This is a genomic window from Curtobacterium sp. MCPF17_051 (genome assembly GCF_003234595.1).
In the GTDB taxonomy this organism is placed as follows: Bacteria; Actinomycetota; Actinomycetes; order Actinomycetales; family Microbacteriaceae; genus Curtobacterium; species Curtobacterium flaccumfaciens.
Map to the genome: position 1 here is coordinate 95172 of NZ_QKSE01000007.1, position 21062 is coordinate 116233.

General features: G+C 71.7%; 25 protein-coding genes and 1 pseudogene. 5 read left to right on the forward strand and 21 right to left on the reverse strand.

Going from position 1 to position 21062, the window contains the following annotated elements; all coding sequences use genetic code 11:
- Nucleotides 1-22: 22 nt before the first annotated feature.
- Both DEJ35_RS07075 and DEJ35_RS07080 read left to right on the forward strand, forming a co-directional pair.
- Nucleotides 23-643 (forward strand): annotated as a pseudogene (locus DEJ35_RS07075) (DUF475 domain-containing protein); the annotation flags it as partial.
- Nucleotides 644-779: 136 nt separating this feature from the next.
- Nucleotides 780-2381: a Na+/H+ antiporter gene (locus DEJ35_RS07080; protein ID WP_111192464.1), complete on the forward strand. Its 1602-nt coding sequence runs from the start codon at nucleotides 780-782 to the stop codon at nucleotides 2379-2381.
- A 122-nt stretch (nucleotides 2382-2503) separates the two neighbouring features.
- Here the strand turns inward: DEJ35_RS07080 and DEJ35_RS07085 are convergent, their stop codons facing one another.
- A complete protein-coding gene (locus DEJ35_RS07085; protein WP_111192418.1) occupies nucleotides 2504-3448 on the reverse strand; it encodes a GlxA family transcriptional regulator in 945 nt (314 codons plus the stop codon).
- 115 nt (nucleotides 3449-3563) lie between these two features.
- Here DEJ35_RS07085 and DEJ35_RS07090 point away from each other — a divergent pair, with 115 nt between their 5' ends.
- From DEJ35_RS07090 to DEJ35_RS07100, 3 genes are all read left to right on the forward strand, one after another.
- Nucleotides 3564-4199: an isochorismatase family protein gene (locus DEJ35_RS07090; protein WP_110859854.1), complete on the forward strand. Its 636-nt coding sequence runs from the start codon at nucleotides 3564-3566 to the stop codon at nucleotides 4197-4199.
- A gap of 89 nt (nucleotides 4200-4288) precedes the next feature.
- Nucleotides 4289-4444, forward strand: coding sequence for a zinc transporter permease (locus DEJ35_RS07095; RefSeq protein ID WP_110860088.1), 156 nt, complete (start codon nucleotides 4289-4291; stop codon nucleotides 4442-4444).
- A 99-nt stretch (nucleotides 4445-4543) separates the two neighbouring features.
- Nucleotides 4544-4834 (forward strand): helix-turn-helix transcriptional regulator, encoded by a 291-nt coding sequence (locus DEJ35_RS07100; RefSeq protein ID WP_110859852.1) that lies wholly within the window; start codon nucleotides 4544-4546, stop codon nucleotides 4832-4834.
- A 23-nt stretch (nucleotides 4835-4857) separates the two neighbouring features.
- On the opposite strand, the gene DEJ35_RS07105 is transcribed toward DEJ35_RS07100, so the two are convergent.
- The 20 genes from DEJ35_RS07105 to DEJ35_RS07200 form a co-directional block, all read right to left on the reverse strand.
- On the reverse strand, nucleotides 4858-5532 hold the full coding sequence (locus DEJ35_RS07105; RefSeq protein WP_111123029.1) for a cation diffusion facilitator family transporter: 675 nt from the start codon (nucleotides 5530-5532) through the stop codon (nucleotides 4858-4860).
- On the reverse strand, nucleotides 5529-5870 hold the full coding sequence (locus DEJ35_RS07110; RefSeq protein WP_111192420.1) for a helix-turn-helix transcriptional regulator: 342 nt from the start codon (nucleotides 5868-5870) through the stop codon (nucleotides 5529-5531). The genes DEJ35_RS07105 and DEJ35_RS07110 overlap by 4 nt, the downstream gene beginning before the upstream one ends.
- Before the next feature lie 19 nt (nucleotides 5871-5889).
- Nucleotides 5890-6063 (reverse strand): hypothetical protein, encoded by a 174-nt coding sequence (locus DEJ35_RS17255; protein ID WP_181420035.1) that lies wholly within the window; start codon nucleotides 6061-6063, stop codon nucleotides 5890-5892.
- A gap of 230 nt (nucleotides 6064-6293) precedes the next feature.
- On the reverse strand, nucleotides 6294-7469 hold the full coding sequence (locus DEJ35_RS07120; protein ID WP_110859846.1) for a flagellar hook protein FlgE: 1176 nt from the start codon (nucleotides 7467-7469) through the stop codon (nucleotides 6294-6296).
- 90 nt (nucleotides 7470-7559) lie between these two features.
- Nucleotides 7560-8003, reverse strand: coding sequence for a flagellar hook assembly protein FlgD (locus DEJ35_RS07125; protein WP_110859844.1), 444 nt, complete (start codon nucleotides 8001-8003; stop codon nucleotides 7560-7562).
- 25 nt (nucleotides 8004-8028) lie between these two features.
- Nucleotides 8029-9435: a flagellar hook-length control protein FliK gene (locus DEJ35_RS07130; RefSeq protein ID WP_111192422.1), complete on the reverse strand. Its 1407-nt coding sequence runs from the start codon at nucleotides 9433-9435 to the stop codon at nucleotides 8029-8031.
- Nucleotides 9432-10169 carry a C40 family peptidase gene (locus tag DEJ35_RS07135; RefSeq protein ID WP_110859840.1) on the reverse strand — a complete coding sequence of 246 codons (738 nt, stop codon included), beginning with the start codon at nucleotides 10167-10169 and terminating at the stop codon, nucleotides 9432-9434. The genes DEJ35_RS07130 and DEJ35_RS07135 overlap by 4 nt, the downstream gene beginning before the upstream one ends.
- Nucleotides 10166-10597 carry a flagellar FliJ family protein gene (locus DEJ35_RS07140; protein WP_071403924.1) on the reverse strand — a complete coding sequence of 144 codons (432 nt, stop codon included), beginning with the start codon at nucleotides 10595-10597 and terminating at the stop codon, nucleotides 10166-10168. The genes DEJ35_RS07135 and DEJ35_RS07140 overlap by 4 nt, the downstream gene beginning before the upstream one ends.
- Entirely contained in the window at nucleotides 10597-11940 is a 1344-nt protein-coding gene (locus DEJ35_RS07145; protein WP_111192424.1) for a FliI/YscN family ATPase, read from the reverse strand. Before DEJ35_RS07145 ends, DEJ35_RS07140 begins: the two co-directional genes overlap by 1 nt.
- Nucleotides 11937-12611 carry a hypothetical protein gene (locus DEJ35_RS07150; protein ID WP_111192426.1) on the reverse strand — a complete coding sequence of 225 codons (675 nt, stop codon included), beginning with the start codon at nucleotides 12609-12611 and terminating at the stop codon, nucleotides 11937-11939. The genes DEJ35_RS07145 and DEJ35_RS07150 overlap by 4 nt, the downstream gene beginning before the upstream one ends.
- Nucleotides 12604-13656 (reverse strand): flagellar motor switch protein FliG, encoded by a 1053-nt coding sequence (gene fliG, locus DEJ35_RS07155; RefSeq protein ID WP_111090858.1) that lies wholly within the window; start codon nucleotides 13654-13656, stop codon nucleotides 12604-12606. Before fliG ends, DEJ35_RS07150 begins: the two co-directional genes overlap by 8 nt.
- Nucleotides 13653-15323, reverse strand: a complete 1671-nt coding sequence (gene fliF / locus DEJ35_RS07160) for a flagellar basal-body MS-ring/collar protein FliF (protein WP_111192428.1) — start codon at nucleotides 15321-15323, stop codon at nucleotides 13653-13655. Before fliF ends, fliG begins: the two co-directional genes overlap by 4 nt.
- The gene (fliE, locus tag DEJ35_RS07165; protein WP_111192430.1) at nucleotides 15323-15664 is read right to left on the reverse strand and encodes a flagellar hook-basal body complex protein FliE; all 342 of its coding nucleotides are present in this window, start codon (nucleotides 15662-15664) and stop codon (nucleotides 15323-15325) included. Before fliE ends, fliF begins: the two co-directional genes overlap by 1 nt.
- A complete protein-coding gene (locus DEJ35_RS07170; protein ID WP_071244596.1) occupies nucleotides 15664-16059 on the reverse strand; it encodes a flagellar basal body rod protein FlgC in 396 nt (131 codons plus the stop codon). Before DEJ35_RS07170 ends, fliE begins: the two co-directional genes overlap by 1 nt.
- The gene (locus DEJ35_RS07175; RefSeq protein ID WP_017886135.1) at nucleotides 16056-16400 is read right to left on the reverse strand and encodes a flagellar basal body protein; all 345 of its coding nucleotides are present in this window, start codon (nucleotides 16398-16400) and stop codon (nucleotides 16056-16058) included. Before DEJ35_RS07175 ends, DEJ35_RS07170 begins: the two co-directional genes overlap by 4 nt.
- A 230-nt stretch (nucleotides 16401-16630) precedes the next feature.
- Nucleotides 16631-16933: a hypothetical protein gene (locus tag DEJ35_RS07180; protein ID WP_110859829.1), complete on the reverse strand. Its 303-nt coding sequence runs from the start codon at nucleotides 16931-16933 to the stop codon at nucleotides 16631-16633.
- Nucleotides 16923-17396: a flagellar export chaperone FliS gene (fliS, locus tag DEJ35_RS07185; RefSeq protein ID WP_110859827.1), complete on the reverse strand. Its 474-nt coding sequence runs from the start codon at nucleotides 17394-17396 to the stop codon at nucleotides 16923-16925. Before fliS ends, DEJ35_RS07180 begins: the two co-directional genes overlap by 11 nt.
- An 11-nt stretch (nucleotides 17397-17407) precedes the next feature.
- Nucleotides 17408-18796: a flagellar filament capping protein FliD gene (gene fliD / locus DEJ35_RS07190; RefSeq protein ID WP_258378443.1), complete on the reverse strand. Its 1389-nt coding sequence runs from the start codon at nucleotides 18794-18796 to the stop codon at nucleotides 17408-17410.
- Nucleotides 18797-18902: 106 nt separating this feature from the next.
- Nucleotides 18903-19742 carry a flagellin gene (locus DEJ35_RS07195; protein ID WP_181420034.1) on the reverse strand — a complete coding sequence of 280 codons (840 nt, stop codon included), beginning with the start codon at nucleotides 19740-19742 and terminating at the stop codon, nucleotides 18903-18905.
- Between the two features lie 118 nt (nucleotides 19743-19860).
- Nucleotides 19861-20676, reverse strand: a complete 816-nt coding sequence (locus DEJ35_RS07200; RefSeq protein ID WP_111090861.1) for a sigma-70 family RNA polymerase sigma factor — start codon at nucleotides 20674-20676, stop codon at nucleotides 19861-19863.
- Nucleotides 20677-21062: the final 386 nt, after the last annotated feature.

Consider the following 21062-nt stretch of genomic DNA (forward strand, 5'->3'; position numbering starts at 1 on the left):
TGTTCGCGCCGGCTCGTTCTCCGCGCACCTGGCCGAGGTGCGTCCCGCCCTCGCCGCCTTCGGCGCCGCGTTCATCCGGCAGGTCTTCGCCGAGTACCTGTTCCACACCGACCGCGCGTCCCGCAGGTCGTGGCTGGGCAGCCTGGAGGCGCGGCTCGCCTCCGTCGCGCGACCCCGCGTCTGGTCGCTGGTCACCGCTGCGACGGGGGTCGTGGTGTCCTCCGTGCTCGTCGGGTCGCGTTCCGGGTGGGCCGCCGGTGCCTTGCTGCCGGTCGCGCTCGGCGGGGCGGCCGGCATCGCCGCGTACCTCGTGTCGAAGCGGACCGCGTCGTGGGCACTTGGTCCGGGTGCCGGAGGCGGCGCCTCGGACACGGCGTCGATCGGGGTCGGCCGCGGTGCCTGGCGGATCCACCTCTCCGCGTCGACCGTCGTGGTCGAGCGGGGGCTCGTGGTGTTCATGCTCTTCGAGATCCTCGACGGCGTGTACAGCCTGTCGGTGCTGCTGTGGGCGAGTCTGCTCGTGCCGATCCCGGGCGTCGTCGTGGGGTGCTTCAGGACCGTCGTGATCGGGTCGGCGCTGATGGGTTCCCTGCCGTGGCGTGCGTGGTGGCGGCGGGTGGTGCGGCGGCCGCGGGCGGTGTGAGCGGCGGTTCGTGAGGCGTCGTGCGGTGTGGTGCGGCGCGTCGTTCGGCCGTGGTGCGGCGCGTCGTTCGGCTGTTCTGGAAGGATCCACCGTGGATCGGCGTTGACTGGCGGGTCGGACGACGATCGGAGTGCACGTGCTGGGACCGGAACTGGTGGTCGTGCTCGGCCTCGCCATCGCACTGACGGCGGCCGTGGCCGATCGGATCCGGATCGCTCCACCCGTGCTGCTCCTGGTCTTCGGCGCGCTGCTGGCGTTCGTGCCCCAGTTCGCGGACGTCGAGCTCCCCGCCGAGGCCGTGCTGCTGCTGTTCCTGCCGGCGCTGCTCTACTGGGAGAGTCTGACGACGTCGCTCCGCGAGATCCGGAAGAACCTGCGCGGCATCGTCCTGATGGGCACCCTGCTCGTCGTGGTGACCGCCGGTGCCGTCGCCGTGCTGCTGCACCTGCTCGGGATCCCGTGGGGGCCGGCCTGGGTGCTCGGCGCCGCGGTCGCCCCGACCGACGCGACCGCGGTCGGCGTGCTCACGAAGATGCTGCCGCGGCGGAACGTCACGGTGCTCCGCGCCGAGAGCCTGGTGAACGACGGCACCACCCTGGTCGTCTACGGCATCGCGGTGGCCGTCACCGTCGGTACGCAGGAGCTCACCTTCTGGGGTGTGTCGGGCATGCTCGTCCTGTCGTACATCGGCGGGGTCGCCGCCGGTCTCGTCGCCGCCTGGATCGGGACGATGGTGCTGCGGCGCGTGGACACCGTCGTGCTCGAGAACCTCGTCACCCTGCTCGTGCCCTTCGCGGCCTTCCTGGCCGCCGAGGCCATCGGCGCCTCCGGCGTGCTCGCCGTCGTGGCGGCCGGCATCGTCGTCAGCCAGGTCGGCCCCAAGCTCGACCGCGCCGAGACCCGCCAGCAGGTGCGTGCGTTCTGGTCGTTCCTGACCTTCCTGCTCAACGGCGCACTGTTCGTCCTGGTCGGCATCGAGGCGATGGTCGCCGCACGCGCACTCGACCCCGCCGACCTGCTGCGCGGGACCGGGATCGTCTTCGCGGTCGCGGTGCTGCTCGTCATCGTGCGGTTCGCCTTCCTCAACGCCGCGGGCGGGACCATCTGGCTCGTCACCCGACGCACCGGCGGGGAACCGCGCGAGGGGCACCGCGACCGGCTCGTCAGCGGGTTCGCCGGGTTCCGGGGCGCGGTGTCGCTCGCCATGGCCGTCGCCGTGCCGCGCACCCTCGAGTCCGGCGGCGACTTCCCCGAGCGCGACCTCATCGTCTTCGTCACCGCCGGGGTGGTCATCGTCACGATCGTCGGGCAGGCCCTCGTACTGCCGGCCGTCCTGCGTCGCGCCGCGCTGCCCGAGGACGAGTCCGTCAGCGAGGAACGTCGCTACGCCGAACGCACCGCGATCGAGGAGGCGCTCGATGCGCTCCCCCGTCTGGCACGGTCGACCGGAGCGGATCGTGCCACCGTCGATCGCCTGCGGAAGGACTACGAGGCGCACCTCGACGTGATCGAGGCCCGCGAGGGGGACGATGACGACCACCCCGCGCTGCAGCGGCACGACAACGCGGTCGCCCTCGAGCTGGCGCTCGTCCAGCACAAGGCGAACACGCTGTTGCGCCTGCGCGACGCCGACGAGATCGACGACCTGGTGCTGCGTCAGGTCCGCGCCGGGTACGACGCGGAAGAGGCGCGGCTGGACGGCATGGAGTCGGTGGCGTCATCGCCCACGTCGTCGTAGGGCGGCTCCGGGCACACCTGGTCGAACCGGGCGTACCCGGTCTGTCGTTCTGACCAGGTACGCCCGTTTCCACTTCCCATCACAGCCGTCATGGGAAGGAACGCACTCGCCCGGCCGGCTGGTCAGGGCCGCGCGTCGAACCGTCGGCGGTAGCTCGAGGGTGTGCTGCCGAACGCCACGGCGAAGTTCTGCCGCAGTGTGACCGGGTTGCCGAACCCGCACGCTGCGGCGATCCGGTCGACGGGCAGGTCGGTGGTCTCGAGCAGTCGACGGGCCTCGTCCAGACGGCGACTCCGTACCCAGGCCGCGGGGGTGGTGCCGGTCGACACCCTGAAGGCCCGGACGAAGCTGCGGCGGCTCATGTGGGCCGCCGCAGCGAGTCGGTCGACGCCGAGCTCCTCGTCCAGGTGCTCCACCGCCCAGGCCGATGCCGTCGCCACCGGGTCGTCGTCGCGACGCTGCACGACCGGCCGCTCGATGTACTGGGCCTGGCCGCCTTCGCGGTGCGGCGCGACGACCAGGCTCCGCGCGACCCGGTTCGCAGCCTCGGCGCCCAGCCGCGTCCGCACGACGTGCAGGCACGCGTCCAGCCCGGACGCCGTGCCCGCCGACGTCAGCACGTCACCGTGGTCGACGTAGAGCACGTCGGGGTCCACGGTGACGTCGGGGTGCGCGGCGAGCCGGTCGACCTCGCGCCAGTGCGTCACAGCGCTGCGTCCCGCGAGGAGCCCGGCACCGGCGACCGCGATCGACCCGAGGCACAGACCGACCACGACCGATCCACGCGCGTGCGCTTCGACGACCGCCCGCTCGGTCGGTGTCGGCAGGCGGGTGCCGTCGTCGGTCCAGGACGGCACCACGACCAGGTCGGCGTCCGCCGCGGCGGCGAGCCCCTGAACCGGACCGAGCGTCAGCCCCTCGGCGGTCCGGACCGAACCGGGCCGGTCGGAGAAGACGACGGTCTCCCAGTCGGCGAGCCCGAGTCGGGTGACCTCGTCGAACACCATCTGCGGGACCGACAGGTGGAACATCGTGATGCCGTCGAAGGCGTAGATGGCGATCCGCACGCGGGACTCCTCCGGTTTGGCCTGGATCCATCGTACCGATGCACGCGTGCCAATCGCACCGAGGGCATCGACGGACGAGGATCGTCGAGTACGCCCACCGACCCAAGGAGCTCCCGTGTCCGATCCCCAGCGCGCCCTCGTCCTCGTCGACATCCAGCTGGAGTACTTCAGCGGTCCACTCGAGGTCCGGTTCCCGCCCGTCCGCGACGCGCTCGCGCAGATCACGAACGCGATCGACGCCGCGACGGCTGCCGACACGCCGATCGTCGTCGTCCAGCACACCGCCGGCGATGCTGCTCCCGTGTTCAACCCGACGACGGAGGCGTTCGCCCTGCACCCCGAGATCGAGCGGCGACGGACGCCCGAGTGGCATCAGGTCACGAAGCAGTTCAGCTCCGTCTTCGCCCACACGGACCTGCTCGCCTGGCTGCAGGAGCGGTCGATCGACACGGTCACCCTGGTCGGCTTCATGACGAACAACTGCATCATCGCCTCGGCGGCCGAGGCGGAGGCGCTCGGCGTCTCGGTCGAGGTGCTGTCCGACGCGACCGGCGCGATCAACATCGTCAACGCCGGCGGGGCCGTGTCCGCCGAGACGGTGCACCGGACGCTGATGGCGTTGTTGCAGTCGAACCTCGCCGCCGTCGCACCGACCTCGGAGTGGACGTCGGCACTCACCGCCGGAGTCGCGATCCCCAGGGACGCGCTGCCGACGTCGGCTCTCGCGGGGACCCAGCGGTTCCCGGGCTGACATCGGTTCTCATCTATAAATGTATTGCAACTTCTGCATGTGTGACCTACGCTGAGGGCATCCCAACCGACGATCAGCAGGAGGTCACCATGGCTGAGCACGAGAACAGCGCCGAGCACACCGTCGCCGAGCACGCACACCAGGACGGCTGCGGCCACGAGACGGTCCAGCACGACGACCACGTCGACTTCGTCCACGACGGACACAAGCACGCCCAGCACGGCGATCACTACGACGAGCACTGATCGACAGCGCTGATCACCGGCACCGACACGACGGCCCCGACGCACCGCGTCGGGGCCGTCGTGTTGCATGCACGTATGCGCGTGCGCTTACATGAGTCCATGTCAGACGGGATCGAAGCAGCGGCGGACCTCTTCAAGGCGCTGTCCTCGCCCGCCCGACTGCGGATCCTGTCCGCGCTGATCTCCCGGTCGTCCGACGTCGGCTCCCTCGCCGAAGCGACCGAACTGTCGCAGCCCCTGGTGTCCCAGCACCTTCGCACGCTGCGGCTCGCGGGCATCGTGCAGGTCGAACGCATCGGGCGGAACGCCGTGTACTCGCTGCACGACGAGCACATCGCGCACATCGTCGGCGATGCTGTCAGCCACGTGCGCGAGGCCGAAGCCGGCTGATCACCGACTGCGCCTGACACACGTCAGCAGCAGTCACAGCCGTCGCCTTCCCGCTCCCCCGTCAGCGCCGACACCGGCTGCTTGCACGCGTCACCGCGCCAGGCCTCGAGTCCCTCGCGTACGGCGAACACCACCACGACGAGTCCGGCGAGCGGATCGGCCCACCACCAGCCGAACAGGCTGTTCGCCAGCAGGCCGAGCAGCACCGCCGCCGACAGGTAGCTGCAGATCAGCGTCTGCTTCGAGTCGGCGATGGCCGACGCCGAACCGAGTTCGCGTCCGGTCCGCCGTTCGACGAGGCTCAGGAACGGCATGACCGCCAGGCTCACCGCGGCCAGGACGATGCCGACCGGACTGTGCTCCGGCGAGCGGACACCCGTGAAGGTCAGGACGGCATCGACACTCACCACGACGGCGAGCCCGAAGAACGAGACCGCGATCACCCGCAGTGCCGTTCGCTCCCGGGCCTCCGGGTCACGCCCGGCGAACTGCCACGCGACGGCCGCTGCCGACAGGACCTCGACGATCGAGTCGAGCCCGAAGCCGATCAGCGCGGTGGAGGAAGCAACCGAGCCGGCGGCGATCGCCACGACGGCCTCGATCACGTTGTAGGCGATGGTGGCCGCGACGATCCACCTGATCCGTCGCCGGAGCACGCCGACACGGACCGGTGCGAGCGACACCGATACCGTGCTCACCGCTCGACCTCGCAGCCGGCGTCCGCGACCCGGCCGTCATCGGCGACGTCCACCGCCAGCACCACGTCGACGAGGGACTCGAGCGCGCGGGTGAGGTTGCGGTCCGCGATCTCGTACCGGGTCCGACGCCCCTCGGGCACGGCGACGACGATCCCGCAGCCGCGCAGGCACGCCAGGTGGTTCGACACGTTCGTCCGCGTCAGCTCGAGTTCCTCGGCGAGCCGCGCCGGGTAGCCGGGTTCGTCGAGCAGCCGGAGCAGGATCCGCGCACGCGTGGGGTCGGAGAGCGCCCGCCCGAGGCGGTTCAACACGTCGTGCCGCGAGGCAATGGTCAGCATGTACTGACCATACCCGAGCTCAGACGTCCCCGAGCCGCCGCCCGGTCAGCGCGTCGTTCCAGCTCGTGCGGCCGCCGGGACCACGCGACTCGTGCACGCCGTCGTGGCCGCGTGGTCGATCGCACCACCAGCGGTCGAAGACGCTGCGGCAGCGGTGGTCGGACTGGTGGTCGGTGTCGTGGTTCTCGCACATCGCACCGATGAGACGTCACGACGCGTCGTTTCGTCACGACCCGGCGCCGAACTCCCTGCACCACGAACGATGGTGAGCAGGAACGGTCGAGTCCCCCTTCAGCACCCGACCGATCCTGCTCACCAAGCGCCCGCCGACGCAAGCGCCCGCGACGCGAGCGCCAGCGACGCGAGCGCCAGCGACGCGAGCGCCAGCGACGCGAGCGCCAGCGACGCGAGCGCAGCCCGCCGTTAGCGCTTCAGGTTCGTGAGCTCCTGCAGCACCTCGTCCGAGGTGGTGATGATGCGGGCGTTCGCCTGGAACCCGCGCTGCGCCACGATCAGGTTCGTGAACTCCTGCGACAGGTCGACGTTCGACATCTCGAGCGTCCCCGCCGCGAGCGACCCGACGCCCGCCGAGCCGGGACCGCCGACCGTCGCACCGCCCGAGTTCGCGGTGGCACGGTAGCCCGACGCCCCGGTCTTCTCGAGGCCGGCCGGGTTGGCGAACGTGGCGAGGGCGATGCGGCCGAGCGCGAGCGACGCGCCGTTCGAGAACGTGCCGGTGACGGTGCCGTCCTTCGAGATCGAGTAGCCCTGCAGTGCGCCGGCCTCGCGGCCGTTCTGTGAACCGATCGCCGCGGTGTTGAGCGAGGCGAACCCGGTCAGGTCGCCCATGTCGACCCGGATCCCACCGACGGCGAGGGTCCCGCCGGCGGTCAGCTTGCCGTCGGTGCCGAAGGTCAGCGAGGTCGTCGCCGTGGTGCCCTGGCCGTTGCGCCCGGTGACGTCCCAGCCGTCGGCGGTGCGCGTGTAGGCAAGCGACATCGTGTGCTTGGCACCCGAGGCGTCGTACACGGTGGCCTCGCGCGTGATGGTCTGGCCGACCGCGGTCTCGGACGGCAGGTTTCCGGCGACCGTGGCGGCGGTGGTGCGGACAGCCGGGGCCGCGGCGTCGAGCGGCAGCGTGATGTCGGACAGCTGGCCGTTCTCGTTGACGACGCCGTTCGTGGCCGGGTAGCCCTGCACGATCTTGCCGTCGGCGGTGACCAGGCGGCCGTCCGCGTCGAAGTCGAACGCACCGGCGCGGGTGTAGACGGTGTCGTTGCCCAGGCGGGTGACGAAGAAGCCGTCGCCCGAGATCATCAGGTCGGTCGCCTTGCCGGTGGCCTGCGCCGAGCCCTGGGAGAAGTTCGTGGAGACCCCGGCGACCTGCACGCCGAGGCCGATCTGGGCCGGGTTCGTGCCGCCGATGCCGGTCTGCGGTCCGCCGGCACCCTGGGTCATCTGCGACAGGGTGTCCTGGAACACGGTGGTCGACGACTTGAAGCCCACGGTGTTGACGTTGGCGATGTTGTTGCCGGTGACGTCGAGCATCTGCTGGTGGGAGCGGAGGCCGGAGATCCCGGAGTAGAGCGAGCGGAGCATGGTGCGTCCTTTCGGAGAGGCAGGAAGAGCGAGGAAGAACGAGGAAGAACGAGGAAGAACGAGGAAGAACGGGGAAGGCAGGCCTGGGCGTCAGGGAGCCGGAGCGGTGGTGGTGATGCCGGAGATCACGTCGAGAGCGACCTCCTTCCCGTTCACGGTGACCGTGGGGACGCTGTTCGCGTACGACACGGCCGAGGCGGTCCCGGTGACGGACTTGCCCGAGTCGGCGTCGGTGTAGCTGACCTGCTTGCCGACGAGGTTCGCTGCGGCGATGCGCATCTGGAGCGAGAAGTTCTCGTTCCCCGTCGTGGTCTGGTTGGTGATCTGCTCCATCATCGCGAGCTGCGTCTGCTGGCTGATCATCTGGTTGGTGTCCATCGGCGAGGACGGGTCCTGGTTGCGCAACTGCGTGACGAGCAGCTTCATGAAGACCTCGGAGTCCATCGTCTGGGACTTCTGGGCCGTCGAGTTGGCGGCCAGGGCCGCCGCCTGCGCGGTCGGGTCCACGCTGCCGGTGATGCCGTCGATGGGCATGGTGAGTTCCTGTTCGTGAGCCGGATCAGGCGAGGACGTCGAGTCCCGCGCTGCGGATGGAGGGCGTGTGGGCGGCGGGCTGCGTACGCGGGGTGACCCGCGCCTCCAGGCCGGGGTCGCCAGGCAGCGCACGCGCGGCCGGACGCTCGTCGCGACCCGGCGCGTCGTGCGGCTGGTTCTGGGACGACAGGTCGAGCGTTGTGCTCACACCGGTGCCGGCCGCGTCGCGTCGCAGGTCCGGCAGGACCTGGCGGACGGCCTCGCGGCCGGCGTCCGACGCGGCGAACAGCTCGACGTGCATGCCGTGCGCGGTGACGTGCGCGCGGACCGTGACCGGGCCGAGGCTGTCCGGCACGACCTGCACGGTGACGACGTGCTCGCCGGGCCCGGCCTGGGCGAGCGAGAACACCGGTCGCGCCAGCTGCTGGGCGAGCGGTGCCGGGGCCGGCGCGGTCGCCGCGGCGGGCGCGGTGGTCGGCGTCGTCGACATGACGAACGGCGTCTCGCCACCGCGGCTGGGGGCGACGGCTGGGAGGCCCGGATCACCCGGCGTCGACGCCTGCTGCTCCGTCCCCTGGCCGGCTCGGGAGCCGGTGCCGGCTGCCGGGGCAGCGACGGTCGCGACGACCGGCGCCTGGGCCGGGGTCACGGTGGCGGTGTCACCGTCGGCGGTGCGGCCGGCGGCGGGGGCCGCGATCGCGGCAGCGGCCGTCGAGGCGGTCGTCGCCGGGTCGGTCGCAACAGCGGTCGTCGCGGGGGTGGCGCCTGCGACGGTCGTCGCGGCAGCGGCCGGAGACGCGGTGCCGACGGGCGCCACGGCGGGGGTCGCCGCGGCGGTGGTCGCCGGGCCCGTCGTCGCTGCGGCAGCGGTCTCCCGTGCCGCGTTCGCCGCGGGTGCCTGCTGCGGGGTCGCCGTGTCGGGGGCGGTGGTCGGCGCCGGGGTCGACGGGACCGGCGTGGAGGCGTCCCCCTCCACCGACGGCGGAGTCGTGGTCGTTCCGACGGTCGCCCCTGCGGCGGCCACGACGACGTGTGGGTCGCCGGCGGGTGTCTCGGCAGCGCTGTTGGCCGACTGGTCCCCCGTGTTGCTCGCGAGGCCCGCCGGCGCGACGGGTGCGGCCACGGCCACGAGTCCGCCGGCGAGCAGCGCCTGCGCGTCGACCGACGGGGAATCGTTCGCGGGCACCGACTGGTCCGACGTGGACACGGACGCAGCCGGCGTGGCGGTGCTCGGCGTCGCGGCCGAGCCGTCCGCCGTGCGGCCGTCGGTGTCGTCCCGCCCGGCGGCACCGTCTCCGGGGCGTCGCTCGGTCGCGACGGCGGCGGTCAGTGCGGCGCCGAAGGACCCGGCGGCCTCGGGGTCGGACGCCGCACTCCGGCTGGGGCCCGGTGCGGCGGGCACGGACGGCTGGGTGGCGATGGTCAGGCTCATGCGGCGCTCCCGGACTGCATCATGGACAGCAGCGCGGCGGTCTGCAGGTCGGTCGCGGAACGCGCTGCCGAGGCGGTCGGCGCGGTGATGGCCGCCGGTGCCGCGTGTGCGGGGACGATCCGGCGGATGGTCGCGATGTCGGCGTCGGAGTACCAGTTGTCGACGATCCGGACGTCCTTGCCGGGGCGTGGCGCGTGCAGCACCTTGCCGTCGCCGACGTAGATGACGACGTGGCCCTCGCCCTTCGGGATGATCAGGTCGCCGGGCTGCGCGTCCTTCAGGGAACCGACCTCGACGCCCATCTTCGCCTGGTCCGGCACGACCCGGGGCATGGTGACCCCGAGGTCCTTGAACACCGTCTGCACCAGGCCCGAGCAGTCCATGCCCGCGGTCGTCTCCCCGCCGAACACGTACGGCACGCCGAGGTACTTCTTCGCGTCGGCCACGACGTCGGCCCCGGTGGCACCGCTGCCGGTGGCGAGGGTGCCGGCCCCGGCGTCGACCGAGGTCCCGGGCGCACGGGTGGCCGTCGGGGTCGCTGCGGCGGTCGCACCGGCAGCGGTCGCCGCGCCGGTCGTGCCGTCGGCGGTGGCGAGGGCGTCGGCGAAGGCGGCCGACCCCGCGGCACCGCTGGTGGTGGACGCGCTCGGGGCAGCCGTGGCCGTCCCGCCGCGCAGCGTGTCGATCTGGGACCGGATCTCCGAGATCCGGGAGAGCACCGCTTCGACGCTCATCGGGCACCACCTTCCGTGCGGCGTCGTGCCGCGATCTCGTCGAGGGCGTTCTGTTCGGTCCGGAGTTCCTCGGCCGCCTGCTGCTCGGTGTGCTTGCCCTCGAGCTTCTCGAGGCCGACGGCGGCGCGACGGGCGGCGGTGTAGTCCTGCTGTGCCCGGTCGGCGTCGGCACGGCGGTTCTGCACCACGGCGTCGAGCTCCTCGAGCATCCCGCGGGTCGCGGCACGTGCTGCGGCGACGGCGCTCAGGGTGGCGGCGTCCTGGATCGGCTGGGCGTCCTCGCTGTCGGCGAGGCTCCGGCGTGCGGCGATCCGGGCGTCGGCCGCGTCACGGACGCGCTCGTTCGCGGTGGCCAGCGTGGCGGCGGCACGGTCCTGTTCGGTGTGGCGCAGGCGCAGGAGTCCGGCGAGCGGGAAACGGCGGGCCATCACGACACCCCCAGCTGCTGCACGAGGCCACCGAGGCGCTGCCAGGACGCGTCGGCGGTCGCCCGCTCGTCCATGCCCTGGCGCAGGAACGCGTCGATCGATCCCTGGTGGTCGACGGCGGCGTCGACCAGCGGGTTCGACCCGCGCTGGTACGCGCCGACGTCGAGCAGGTCCTGGGCACCGGCACGGGCGGCCATCACCTTCCGCAGCACGGTGGCGGCGGCACGCTGCTCGGGTCGGGTGACCTTCGACGCGACGCGGGACACCGAGCCGAGGGCATCGACCGACGGGAAGTGCCCGGTGATCGCGAGCTTGCGGTCCAGCACGACGTGGCCGTCGAGGATGCTGCGGGCCGCGTCGGCGATCGGCTCGTTGTGGTCGTCCCCGTCGACCAGCACGGTGTACATGCCGGTGATGCTGCCGACCCGGTCGGTCCCGGCGCGCTCGAGCAGTCCCGCGAGCACCGAGAACGTCGACGGCGGGTAGCCCCGGGTGGCCGGCGGTTCCCCCACCGACAGACCGATCTCGCGCTGCGCCATCGCGACGCGGGTGAGCGAGTCCATCATGAGCACGACGTCCTGGCCGGCGTCGCGGAACGACTCGGCGATGCGGGTGGCCACGAACGCGGCGCGCAGGCGCATGAGCGCGGGCTCGTCGGAGGTCGACACGACGACGATCGAGCGGGCGAGCCCCTCGGCTCCGAGGTCGTCCTCCAGGAACTCGCGCACCTCACGGCCGCGCTCCCCCACCAGGGCGATGACGTTGACGGCCGCGTCGCTGCCGCGCGCGATCATCGACAGGAGCGACGACTTGCCCACGCCGGACCCGGCGAACAGGCCCATGCGCTGCCCGCGGCCGACGGTGGTCAGGGTGTCGAGCACGCGGACGCCGAGCTGCATCGGGGTGTCGATGCGGGTCCGGGCCATCGCGCTCGGGGTGTCGTGGTCGAGCGGGACCCAAGTGACCGGTTCGCCGCCGGGGCCCTCGAGCGGACCGCGGTCGTCGATCGGTCGGCCGAGCCCGTCGAGCACGCGGCCGAACAGACCGGATCCGGTCGGCACGAGCACCGGGCGGCCGGTCGGGCGCGCCGGGGTGCCCGCGGTCACGCCGGTCAGGCGGCCGAGCGGCATGCAGCGGACGCCAGAGGCATCGGTGGCGACGACCTCGACCGCGGTCTGTTCGCCGTCCTCGGCGCCGACCGTGACGACCTCGCCGACGCGGGCGTCGAGCCCGGCGATCGTCAGCCCCAGGCCGACGGCGCTCGTGACGACACCGACCCGCTGGGGTGCGGCCCGCAGCAGCGCCTCGTCGAGACCGCGGGGACGGAGCCGCGTGGCGGTCACCGGCCGGCTCCCGTCGCGTCGACACCCAGAGCGGTGCGGGCGCGGTCGAGCGCCGAGGCGATGCGCGCGTCGAGCATGCCGTCCGGCAGGTCGACGACGGCGTCGCCGTCGCGCAGGGCACCGTCGGCGACGACCGGCACCGGCAGGTCGAGGCCGGCGACGCGAGCGGCGTCCGCCGGGCTCAGCCGGACGGCCACCGGGACCGTGCGGTCGGCGGACGCGAGCGCCCGCCGGACGGTGGCCTCGGCGCCGGACGCGATCCGGGCCTCCCGGCTGCCCTCTCCGTCCGGACCGTCGACGACGGTCGCGTCGTGTGCGGGCCTGGAGGCGCGGACCACGTTCCCGACGATCGCCTCGGCCAGGTCGACCGCCGCGCTCGCGACCGACGCCTCGGCGTCCGCCAGGACGGGAGCGACCGTGGACAGCATGGCGTTCGTGGCGGCGTCGAGGACCGCGATCCGGCGTGCCGTGTCGGCCTGCAGCGCGGCGATCCGCGCGGCGTGCTCGGTCTCGAGCCGGGCGCGCAGGGCGTCGGTCTCGGCCTGCGCGGCCCGCAGGCCGGCGGTGTACCCGGCCGCGTGCCCGCGGACGTCCGCACTCGACGCACGCTCGCGTCCGGCGGGGTCGGCGAGCACCGGGAAGGCGACGCGGTGCACGACGGTGTCAGTCAACGAGCTCGTCCTCCTCGGCACGGTGCACGGTGACGACGCCCTGGGCCTCGAGCTCGCGCACGGAGCGGACGACCTCGGCACGGGCTTCCTCGACCTGCGAGACGCGGACCGGGCCCATGGCCTGCAGTTCGTCGTCGAGCAGTTCGCGGTTGCGCTCGGACACGTTCGCGCGGATGGTCTCGACGACCGGCCCGGCTGCGCCCTTCATGGCGGTCGCGAGGATCTTCGAGTCGATGCCGCGCAGCACCTGCTGGATGTCGCGGGACTCGAGCTTCACGATGTCCTCGAAGGTGAGCATGCGGGAGCGGATGTCCTCGGCGAGCTCCGGGTCGCGGGCCTCGAGTCCCTCGAGCACGGCCTTCTCGGTCGCGACGTCCGAGCGGTTGATGATGTCGACCAGGGGCGCGATGCCACCGACGACCTCGACGCTCTCGCGCGGCGACACGACGGCCCCGGCGCGCTGGCGCAGCACACCGGCGACGATGCCGACGGCCTCGGGGGTCGCGCTGCCCATGGTGGCGAAGGCCTGGGCGACGTCGGTGCGGACCCGCTCGTCGATCCCGGCGAGCACGGCACTGGCCTGTCCGGGGCCCAGGTGGGCGAGCACGAGGGCGATCGTCTGCGGCAGCTCACCCTCGAGCAGGGAGATGACCTGGCCGGGTTCGGCGTCGTCGAGGAAGTCGAACGACTGGCCGGCGAGGTTCGAGGCCAGACGGTCCATCACGCCGGCGGCGCGCTCGGCGCCGAACGACGCCTCGAGCAGCCCGAGGGCGGTCTCCTTGCCGCCGCGCTTCTGCAGCCGGCCGCTCATCGTGATCCGGTGGAACTCCGACAGCGTCTGGTCGACGACGGTGTCCTCGACGCGGCGCATCCGGACGATCTCGGCGGAGATCTCCTCGGCCTCCATCTCAGTGAACTGCTTCATCACCTCGGCGGCGCGGTCGGTCTCCATCTGCATGAGGATGAGCGCGACCTTCTGCGCGCCGGTCAGCGCACGGTCGCTCGGACCGGTCCCACCGCCGGGGCTCGGCACCAGGGCGCTCACACCGGTGCCCGGTCGTCCAGGAGCCCGCGCAGGAGCTCGGCGGTGCGCTTCGGGTCGCGCTCGGCGAGGGCGGAGATGTCCTGACGGCGGCGCTCGGCGGTGATCTCCTCGGTCGTCAGCACCTCGGTGGGGGCGTCGCCGCCGGGCATCGCCGACAGGACGGCGGTCGGGGCGTCACCGGCACCGAGCGTCGCCCGGTCGTCGACGCCGTCCATCGCGAGGGGCAGCTGGAACGTCTCACCGGCGAAGGCGTCGAGCTCGCCGAGGTCGACGGCCTCGCGCTCCTGCTTCCGGTTGCGACGGGCGACGAAGATCATGATCGCGATGACGGCGAGGACGATGCCGATCACGATGCCGGCGGTGCGGATCGACGACCACAGTGCTTCCTGCTGGTCGGCCTTCTGCTGGGCTTCGAGGGCCTTGGCGGCCTGGTCGGAAGCGCTCGTGTCGAAGTCCATCATCGCGACCTTGACCTGGTCGCCACGGTTCTGGTCGACCCCCGCGGCGGCGGACACCAGGTCGTTGATGCTCTGCAGGTTCGCGTTCTGCACGGCGTCGGCCTTGGAGTTCAGCGCGACCGAGATGGTCTGCCGGTCAAGTCCGCCCGAAGGGATCTGCGTGGTCTCGGTGGTGTGGTCGACGGCGTTGTTCTTCGTCGCCGACTCGTTCTTGTACCCGTCGTCGCCGGTGCCGCTGTTCGCGGTGCCGTTCGGGACGGCGATGTTGTCCGGACCGAGGACCCCGGTCGCGCCGGTCCCCGCACCGGCGCCGGCGCCGTACTCCTCGGTGGTGCTCGACTCGTTCAGCGCGACCGGGCCCGAGGTCGGGCTGGTGTAGCTCTCGGACGTCCGGGTGCCGGACTCCTGGTTCATCGTCCCCGAGACCACGACGGTCGCGTTGCCGACACCGAGCGTGGTGTCGAGCAGGTCCTGGATCTTCTTGCTCGTCGCCGCGTCGTAGTCGGCGGCCTGGTCCGCGCCGCTCCCGGTCGCACCGGTGCCGACAGCGGACAGGGTCTGGCCCTTCGCGTCGACGACCGAGACGTCGGTGGGCTGCATGCCCTCGACCGAGGCGCTCGTCAGGTGCACGATGGCCTGCACCTGGTCGGTGCTCAGCTGCGTGCCGTTGTCGGTCGCGATGAACACCGACGCGGTCGGGTCCTTCTCCTCGGAGACGAACACGGACTTCTCCGGGATCGCGAGCTGCACGGTGGCGGTCTGCACGCCGTCCATCGCGCCGATGGTCTTGGCGAGCTCGCCCTCCATCGCGCGCTTGTAGGTGACGTCCTGCTGGAACTCCGAGCTCGTCACGCCCATCTCGTCGAGCAGCGAGTAGCCGCCCTCGTTCGACGACGGCAGGCCGTTCGACGCCGCCTTGAGCCGCTCCGAGTACACCTGCGCCTGCGGCACGAGGATCGTCGCGCCGCCGTCGGTGAGCTGGAACGGCACGCCGTCGGTCTGCAGCTGGTCCGTGATGGAGCTCGCGTCGGCCGCGGCGAGGCCGGTGAAGAGCGGGGCGTAGGACGCCTTGCCGAGCCAGGACGCGAGGGCGATCCCGCCGAGCACGAGCGCCGCGATCGCCAGGATCGCGATGGTGCGCTGAGCGGCGGAGAAGCCCTTCACGTAGGCGCTGAGGCGCGCGAAGACGTTCTTGACGGCGACGGGCATCAGGCCTGCATCCTCATGATCTCGCTGAAGGCGTCGACGCCCTTGTTGCGAACGGCGGAGACGAGCTCGAGCGTGACCTGCGCGCGGGTGGCGGCGATCGTGGCGTCGTGGATGTCGTCGAGGTTGCCGGTCACGGCCTTGAGCGCGAGGGTCTTCGAGTCGCTCTGCAGCGACTGCAGCCCGTCGACGGCGTTGCCGAGGCTCGCGGCGAACCCGCTGCCGTCGGTGGTCGCGCCGGCGGCTGCGGTCGCGTTCGTGCTGTCGCTGGACGTCCCCGACACACTCGTCAGGGCGTTCGTCATCGCGTTGGTGGTCACACCGTTGACGGCGTCGATGGGCATCAGTTCTTCCCGATCTGCAGTGCCGCCTCGTAGGCGGTCTTGGCACGGTCGACCACGGCGGCGTTCGCCTGGTAGCCGCGCTGGGCCATGATGAGGTCCGCCATCTGCGTGCCGAGGTCGATGTCGGGCATGCGGACGTAGCCCTCCTCGTTCGCGAGCGGGTTGTCCGGGTCGTAGGTCACACGGCCGGCGGCGCTGCCGAACGCTGCGCCCTTGACGTAGGCGCCAGAGACGCCGTTGCCCTCCTGCACCTCGACGTAGCGCGCCTGGAACGCGGTGTCGTCCATCGACTTCACGGTGTTCGCGTTGGCGATGTTGTCCGAGACCGCGTCGAGCCACTTCCGGTGCACGGTCAGGCCGGTGCTCGCGATGCCGATCGCGTCGAAGGTCGTCACGAGTTCGTCCGCATCGCCGCACGGACGCTGGTGAGCTCGGAGTTCATCGCCTGCGTGGCGAACTGGTACCGCAGCACGGTGTCGATGTTCGACAGCGTCTCCTCGTCGAGGTTGACGTTGTTGCCGTTCGTGTTCGTCGGCTCGAGGCTGCGCGCCATCGTCGGCGTGGTGGCACCGTCGCCGTCCACGATCGACTTCGCCAGGGCGTCCTCGAACTGGACCTTCTCAGCGTGGTAGTTCGTCGTGTTGATGTTCGCGATGTTGTTCGCGATCACCTTCTGGCGCATCGAAAGACCGTCGAGTGCGCTCTGCAGCGCGACGCTCGTCACGGAATCGAACACGAAGGGTCCCCTCGTCAGGCGTCGTCGGTGCGACGTCGCCGTGCGGTGGTGGCCGATCCCTGGCCGAACTGGTGAGCGATCCGTGCTCGAGTGGCGCTATCGGTGCCCGTCGTGCGGCACGTTAGGCGTCGCCCCGAACGGGGGGCGGGGCGGGGCGGAGCGCCCGAGATGCGACAGAGCACCCGTCGATCGACGGGTGCTCTGTCGCAGAACTGGTGCTGGGGCGCGGGTCAGGCGGAAGCGTCGAGGTACACGGAGCCGCGGGGCTCGCGCGTGGCGTCGACGGCGCGCAGGGCACCGAGGTGCTCCAGCGTCGAGCGGCGGTCCGCCTCGAGCACCGTCATGCGGTCCCGCTGCGCGGCGAGCAGCCGGGAGGCCCGTCCCACCAGGTCACGCGGCAGCGGTCCCAGCCCGGTCGGCTCCGACCACCCCGCCACGGCCGTGGCGTCGGCCGCCTGCCCGGCGGCGTCGTGCTCCAGGGACGTGAGCAGGGCCTCCCAGGCGAGCCGCTCCGCCGTCTGCTCAGGCGACACCGAGGGCTCCCCCGGTCGGCGCTTGCGCGGCGGGCGTCGCGGGCAGCGACGCGGCCGCCTCGTGCCACGACTGACGCAGCGGCTCGAGGATCCGGATGCAGTCCCGGGTGGCCTGCACGTCGCGGTGCACGTTCGCCGTGATGAGCGAGGTGGAGGCGTAGTTGTAGACGGCGAGGAGGCCCTCGCCGCCGTCCCAGACGTCGATCCGGAGGGTGCTCGAGAGCTCGCCGACGATCGCCTGGGCGTGCAGGAGCTGCTCGCGGGCCGCCTCCCAGTCGGCGGCGACCTGCGCTGCCTCGGCACGGTGCAGGTCGAGCAGCAGCCGGTCGTAGAGCATCGTCACGAGCTGGGCCGGCGTCGCCGACAGCACCGCCTCGTTCGTGTACTGGGCACGACGCTGGTCGGTGACGGTGCGCGGCTGGGCGGCCTGGCGGAAGGCGGCTGCCTGGAAGTCGAAGGTCATGGTCGTTCCCGTCAGCTCGACGTCGAGGCCAGCTGGCTGGCGAGCCAGCTCGACTGCGACTGGAGCTTGCTGAGGCTGGTCTCGAGGGATGAGTAGAGGGTCTGCAGGGCGGCCCGGCGCATCGTCAAACGGTCGGTCCAGCTGTCGATCTGGGTGTTGAGGTCCTTGGCGACGGCCTGCTGCCCGGTGATGGACGTGGTGACCGAGCCGTCGTACTTGTCGGACGCGGCGGTGGCCGCGGCGCCGACGTTCGCGGCGACCCCGGAGAGCATCGTCTGGGTCGCCTTCGGGTCCGCGGCGAGTGCCTTCTGGAAGACCTCGGGGTCGAAGGTGAAGCTGCCGTCCTTCGTGATCACGATGCCGATCGTCGACGGCGACTTGCCGTCGACGGGGGCGGACATCGTGCTCGTGAGCCGCTGCACGGCGTCGCGGGACGCACCGTCGCCGAGCAGGACACCGGCCTTCGTCGTCGTGGTGCCGGACGTCGCGCTGGTCGAGCTCGACACCGCGGTGTTCGTCTTGTAGTAGGCGGCGATCGCGTTCATCGCGTCGACGAGCCCGGAGGCCACGGACTGGGCCTTCGTGGTGTCCTGCGCGACCGTCACCGTGACGGGTTCGGTGGTGGCCTTCGACACGGTGACGTCGAGCCCGGGGACGAGCCCGGTGAAGGTGTTCGTGGCGCTCGTGACCGTCTGCGCGGCGGCGGTGCCGGCCCAGAGGGTGACGCTGGCGTCGGTCGCCGCGGTGACGACGGCGGCACCAGTCTCGGTGAGGACGTTCGTCGCGGTGCCCGCTGCCACGTCGTCGGCGCCGCCCCGGTACACCTGGAAGCCGCCGGCCGCTCCGGTCTTGGCGGACGTGAGTTGCAGGCGGTAGAGCTTGCTGCCGTCGGCGTCGGTGCCGGCGGAGACCTTCGTCGCGGTGACGCCCGCACCGGACTTGTTCAGGGCGGACACGGCGTCGTCGAGCGAACCGGACGCCGGTGTCACGGTGGTCGACTTGCCGTCCGCACCGACGATCGTGATCGGCTGCGCGCCGGTCGACCACGTCGACATCGCGGCCGTGACCCCGACCTGGGCCGAGGCGGTCGAACCGACGGTGAAGCTGATGGAGCCCGCGGTCGCCCCGGTACCGGTCACGGCGGTGACGCTCGGCGCGGTGCTCGTCGCGGCGAAGAGGTCGAGCGACGAGGCCTTCGCGGCGTCCGCGGCTTTCGTGGCGAGCCCCTGGATCAACCCGTTGAGCGTCTGCAGTGACGAGATGAACGAGTTGGTGGTGGTGAGCTTGTTCTTGAGCAGGGTCTGCGGGACCCCCTCGACGCTCATCAGCGAGTTGATGAGGTCGGTCGTCTTGAGACCGCTGACCAGACCGTCGATCGCGAGGCTGGTGCTCGAGGACACGGACGAGGACATCGTCGACACTCCCTGGCGTCGTGGAGGTGGTCAGGATGGCGACGTCCGTCCTCCGGGACACCCGATCGGGCCCGGAGGACGGACGTCGTGATGGCTAGCGCAGGAGCGAGAGCACGCCCTGGGTGCTCTGGTTCGCCTGTGCGAGCATCGAGGTGCCGGCCTGGCTGAGGATGTTGTCGCGCGTGTACTTGACCATCTCCTCCGCCATGTCGACGTCGGTGATGCGCGAGGAGGCAGCGGTGAGGTTCTCCTTGGCCACGTTCGTCACGTTGATGGCGTGGTCGAAGCGGTTCTGGACGGCACCGATGCTCGAACGAGCCGAGGAGACGTACTTGATCTGCTCGTCGATCGCGGTGATGGCGGCCTGAGCGTTCGTCGCCGAGTCGAAGGTGAGCGCGCCGACCGCGGTCGACACGGACTCCACGTTCGACTTCGACAGGTCCACGTCGATCTGGCTCGCCGCGTCGCCGTTCGCGCCGACCTGGAACTTCAGGACGCCTGCGGTGCCGGCGGAGCCGTCGAGCAGGTTGATGCCGTTGAAGTTGGTCGACTCCGAGATGCGGGTGAGCTCCTTGGTGAGCTCGCCGACCTCGGTGGTGATCGCCTTGCGGGAGTCCTCGTTGTTCGAGTCGTTGCCGGCCTGCACTGCCAGGTCGCGCATGCGCTGGAGGATCGAGTGGGTCTCGGTGAGGCCACCTTCAGCGGTCTGCACGACGGAGATGCCGTCCTGCGCGTTGCGGGCGGCGACCGTGAGGCCACCGACCTGGGACTTCAGCCCCTCGGAGATCGACAGACCGGCAGCGTCGTCGGCAGCACGGTTGATGCGGAGACCCGACGAGAGCTTCTCGAGGGACTTCGACAGGTCGTTCTGCGTCGCGTTGAGGTTCCGGTACGTGTTGAGTGCCGAGAGGTTGGTGTTGATGGACATACCCATGGTGGTTTCCTCCGTGAATGTGGGTCGTGCGTCGGCCCGTCCGTGGGCTGACATGGATGACTCTCGACCGGTTGCCGGGAGTCGTTAGGGGATCGGCGGAGAAGTTTCCGCCGACGTCTCAACTCGCCGCGACGGCCGGGCCGGACGCGGCGTCGTGCACGGCACGGGCGACACCGGCGGCGGCGTTCGTGGCGACACGGGCGAGGTAGGCGCTGCGGCGGGCCGCGGTGGTGCGGCTCGCGGGCTCGACGGTCGTGCCGTCGCCGTAGTGGGCGGCGAGACCGTCGTGGAGCAGGCGCATCGCCTCGGAGCGCTGCTGCGAGACGGCCGAGTGCGTGATGCCGAGCTCGGCGGCGACGTCGGTGACCGAGCGGTCGCCGAAGTACACGGCCTCGACGATGAAGCGCATCCGTTCCGGCAGGGCCTCGACCGCGGCGCGGAGGTACCGGCGCTTCTCGGTCTCGAGCAGGTCGTCCCCGGGGAGCGGCAGGTCCGCGGCGACGAGGTCGTGCACGGTCTCGTCGAGCGGCGCGACGGTTCGGGCGGCGTCGCTCATCGCGTCGACGGCGGTCTGCTTGTCGACGCCCATGGCATCGGCGATCTCCTGCGCACCGACGCTCCGGCCGAGGCGTGCGGACAGGGCCTCCTGCGTGGCCAGGGTCTCGCGGATCCGCTTCCGGGTGCCGCGGGAGGCCCAGTCGGCCGAGCGCATGTCGTCGGCCAGCGCACCGGCGACCCGGGTGCGGGCGTAGGCGCCGAACGGCACGCCGAGGGTGGGGTCGAAGGCCTCGGCGGCTGCGACGAGTGCGAGCGATCCGACGGCGGCGAGGTCGTCGCGGTCCAGGTGCGTCGCCCGGGAGCGGACGTCGGCCACGATGTAGCCCACGAGCGGGAGGTGCTCCACGATCATCGCGTTGCGTTCGGTGCGGTCCATGCTGTTCCCCTGGTCGACCTGACGTGTGTCGGCTCACCCGTCCGTGGGCGCGACGGACGCCGGCCTCGGATGGCCGGTGCGTACGCCGAAGACCCGCCCGGGTCCCTCCGAGCGGTGCACCCCGCATCGTTGCCGAGCGGTTCCGGGTGTCCCCCGGGGTGCGTTCTGAATGTATCGGCTGGCAATGCGCTGAACAGGTGCTCAACCGTCCCCAGTGCGGGGGTGTCAGGCCCCGTTTCCGGTCGGCATTTGGGGGGACTCGGGGTCGGGAACGGTCGTTCTTGTCCCCCGACGGGGGTCATCGGGTCACAGCGTCGACGAGTACGGGTGACGGCACTCGGCCGCCGGGGCTTACGGTCGCGGTCACCGAGTCGATAGGTCCCGGT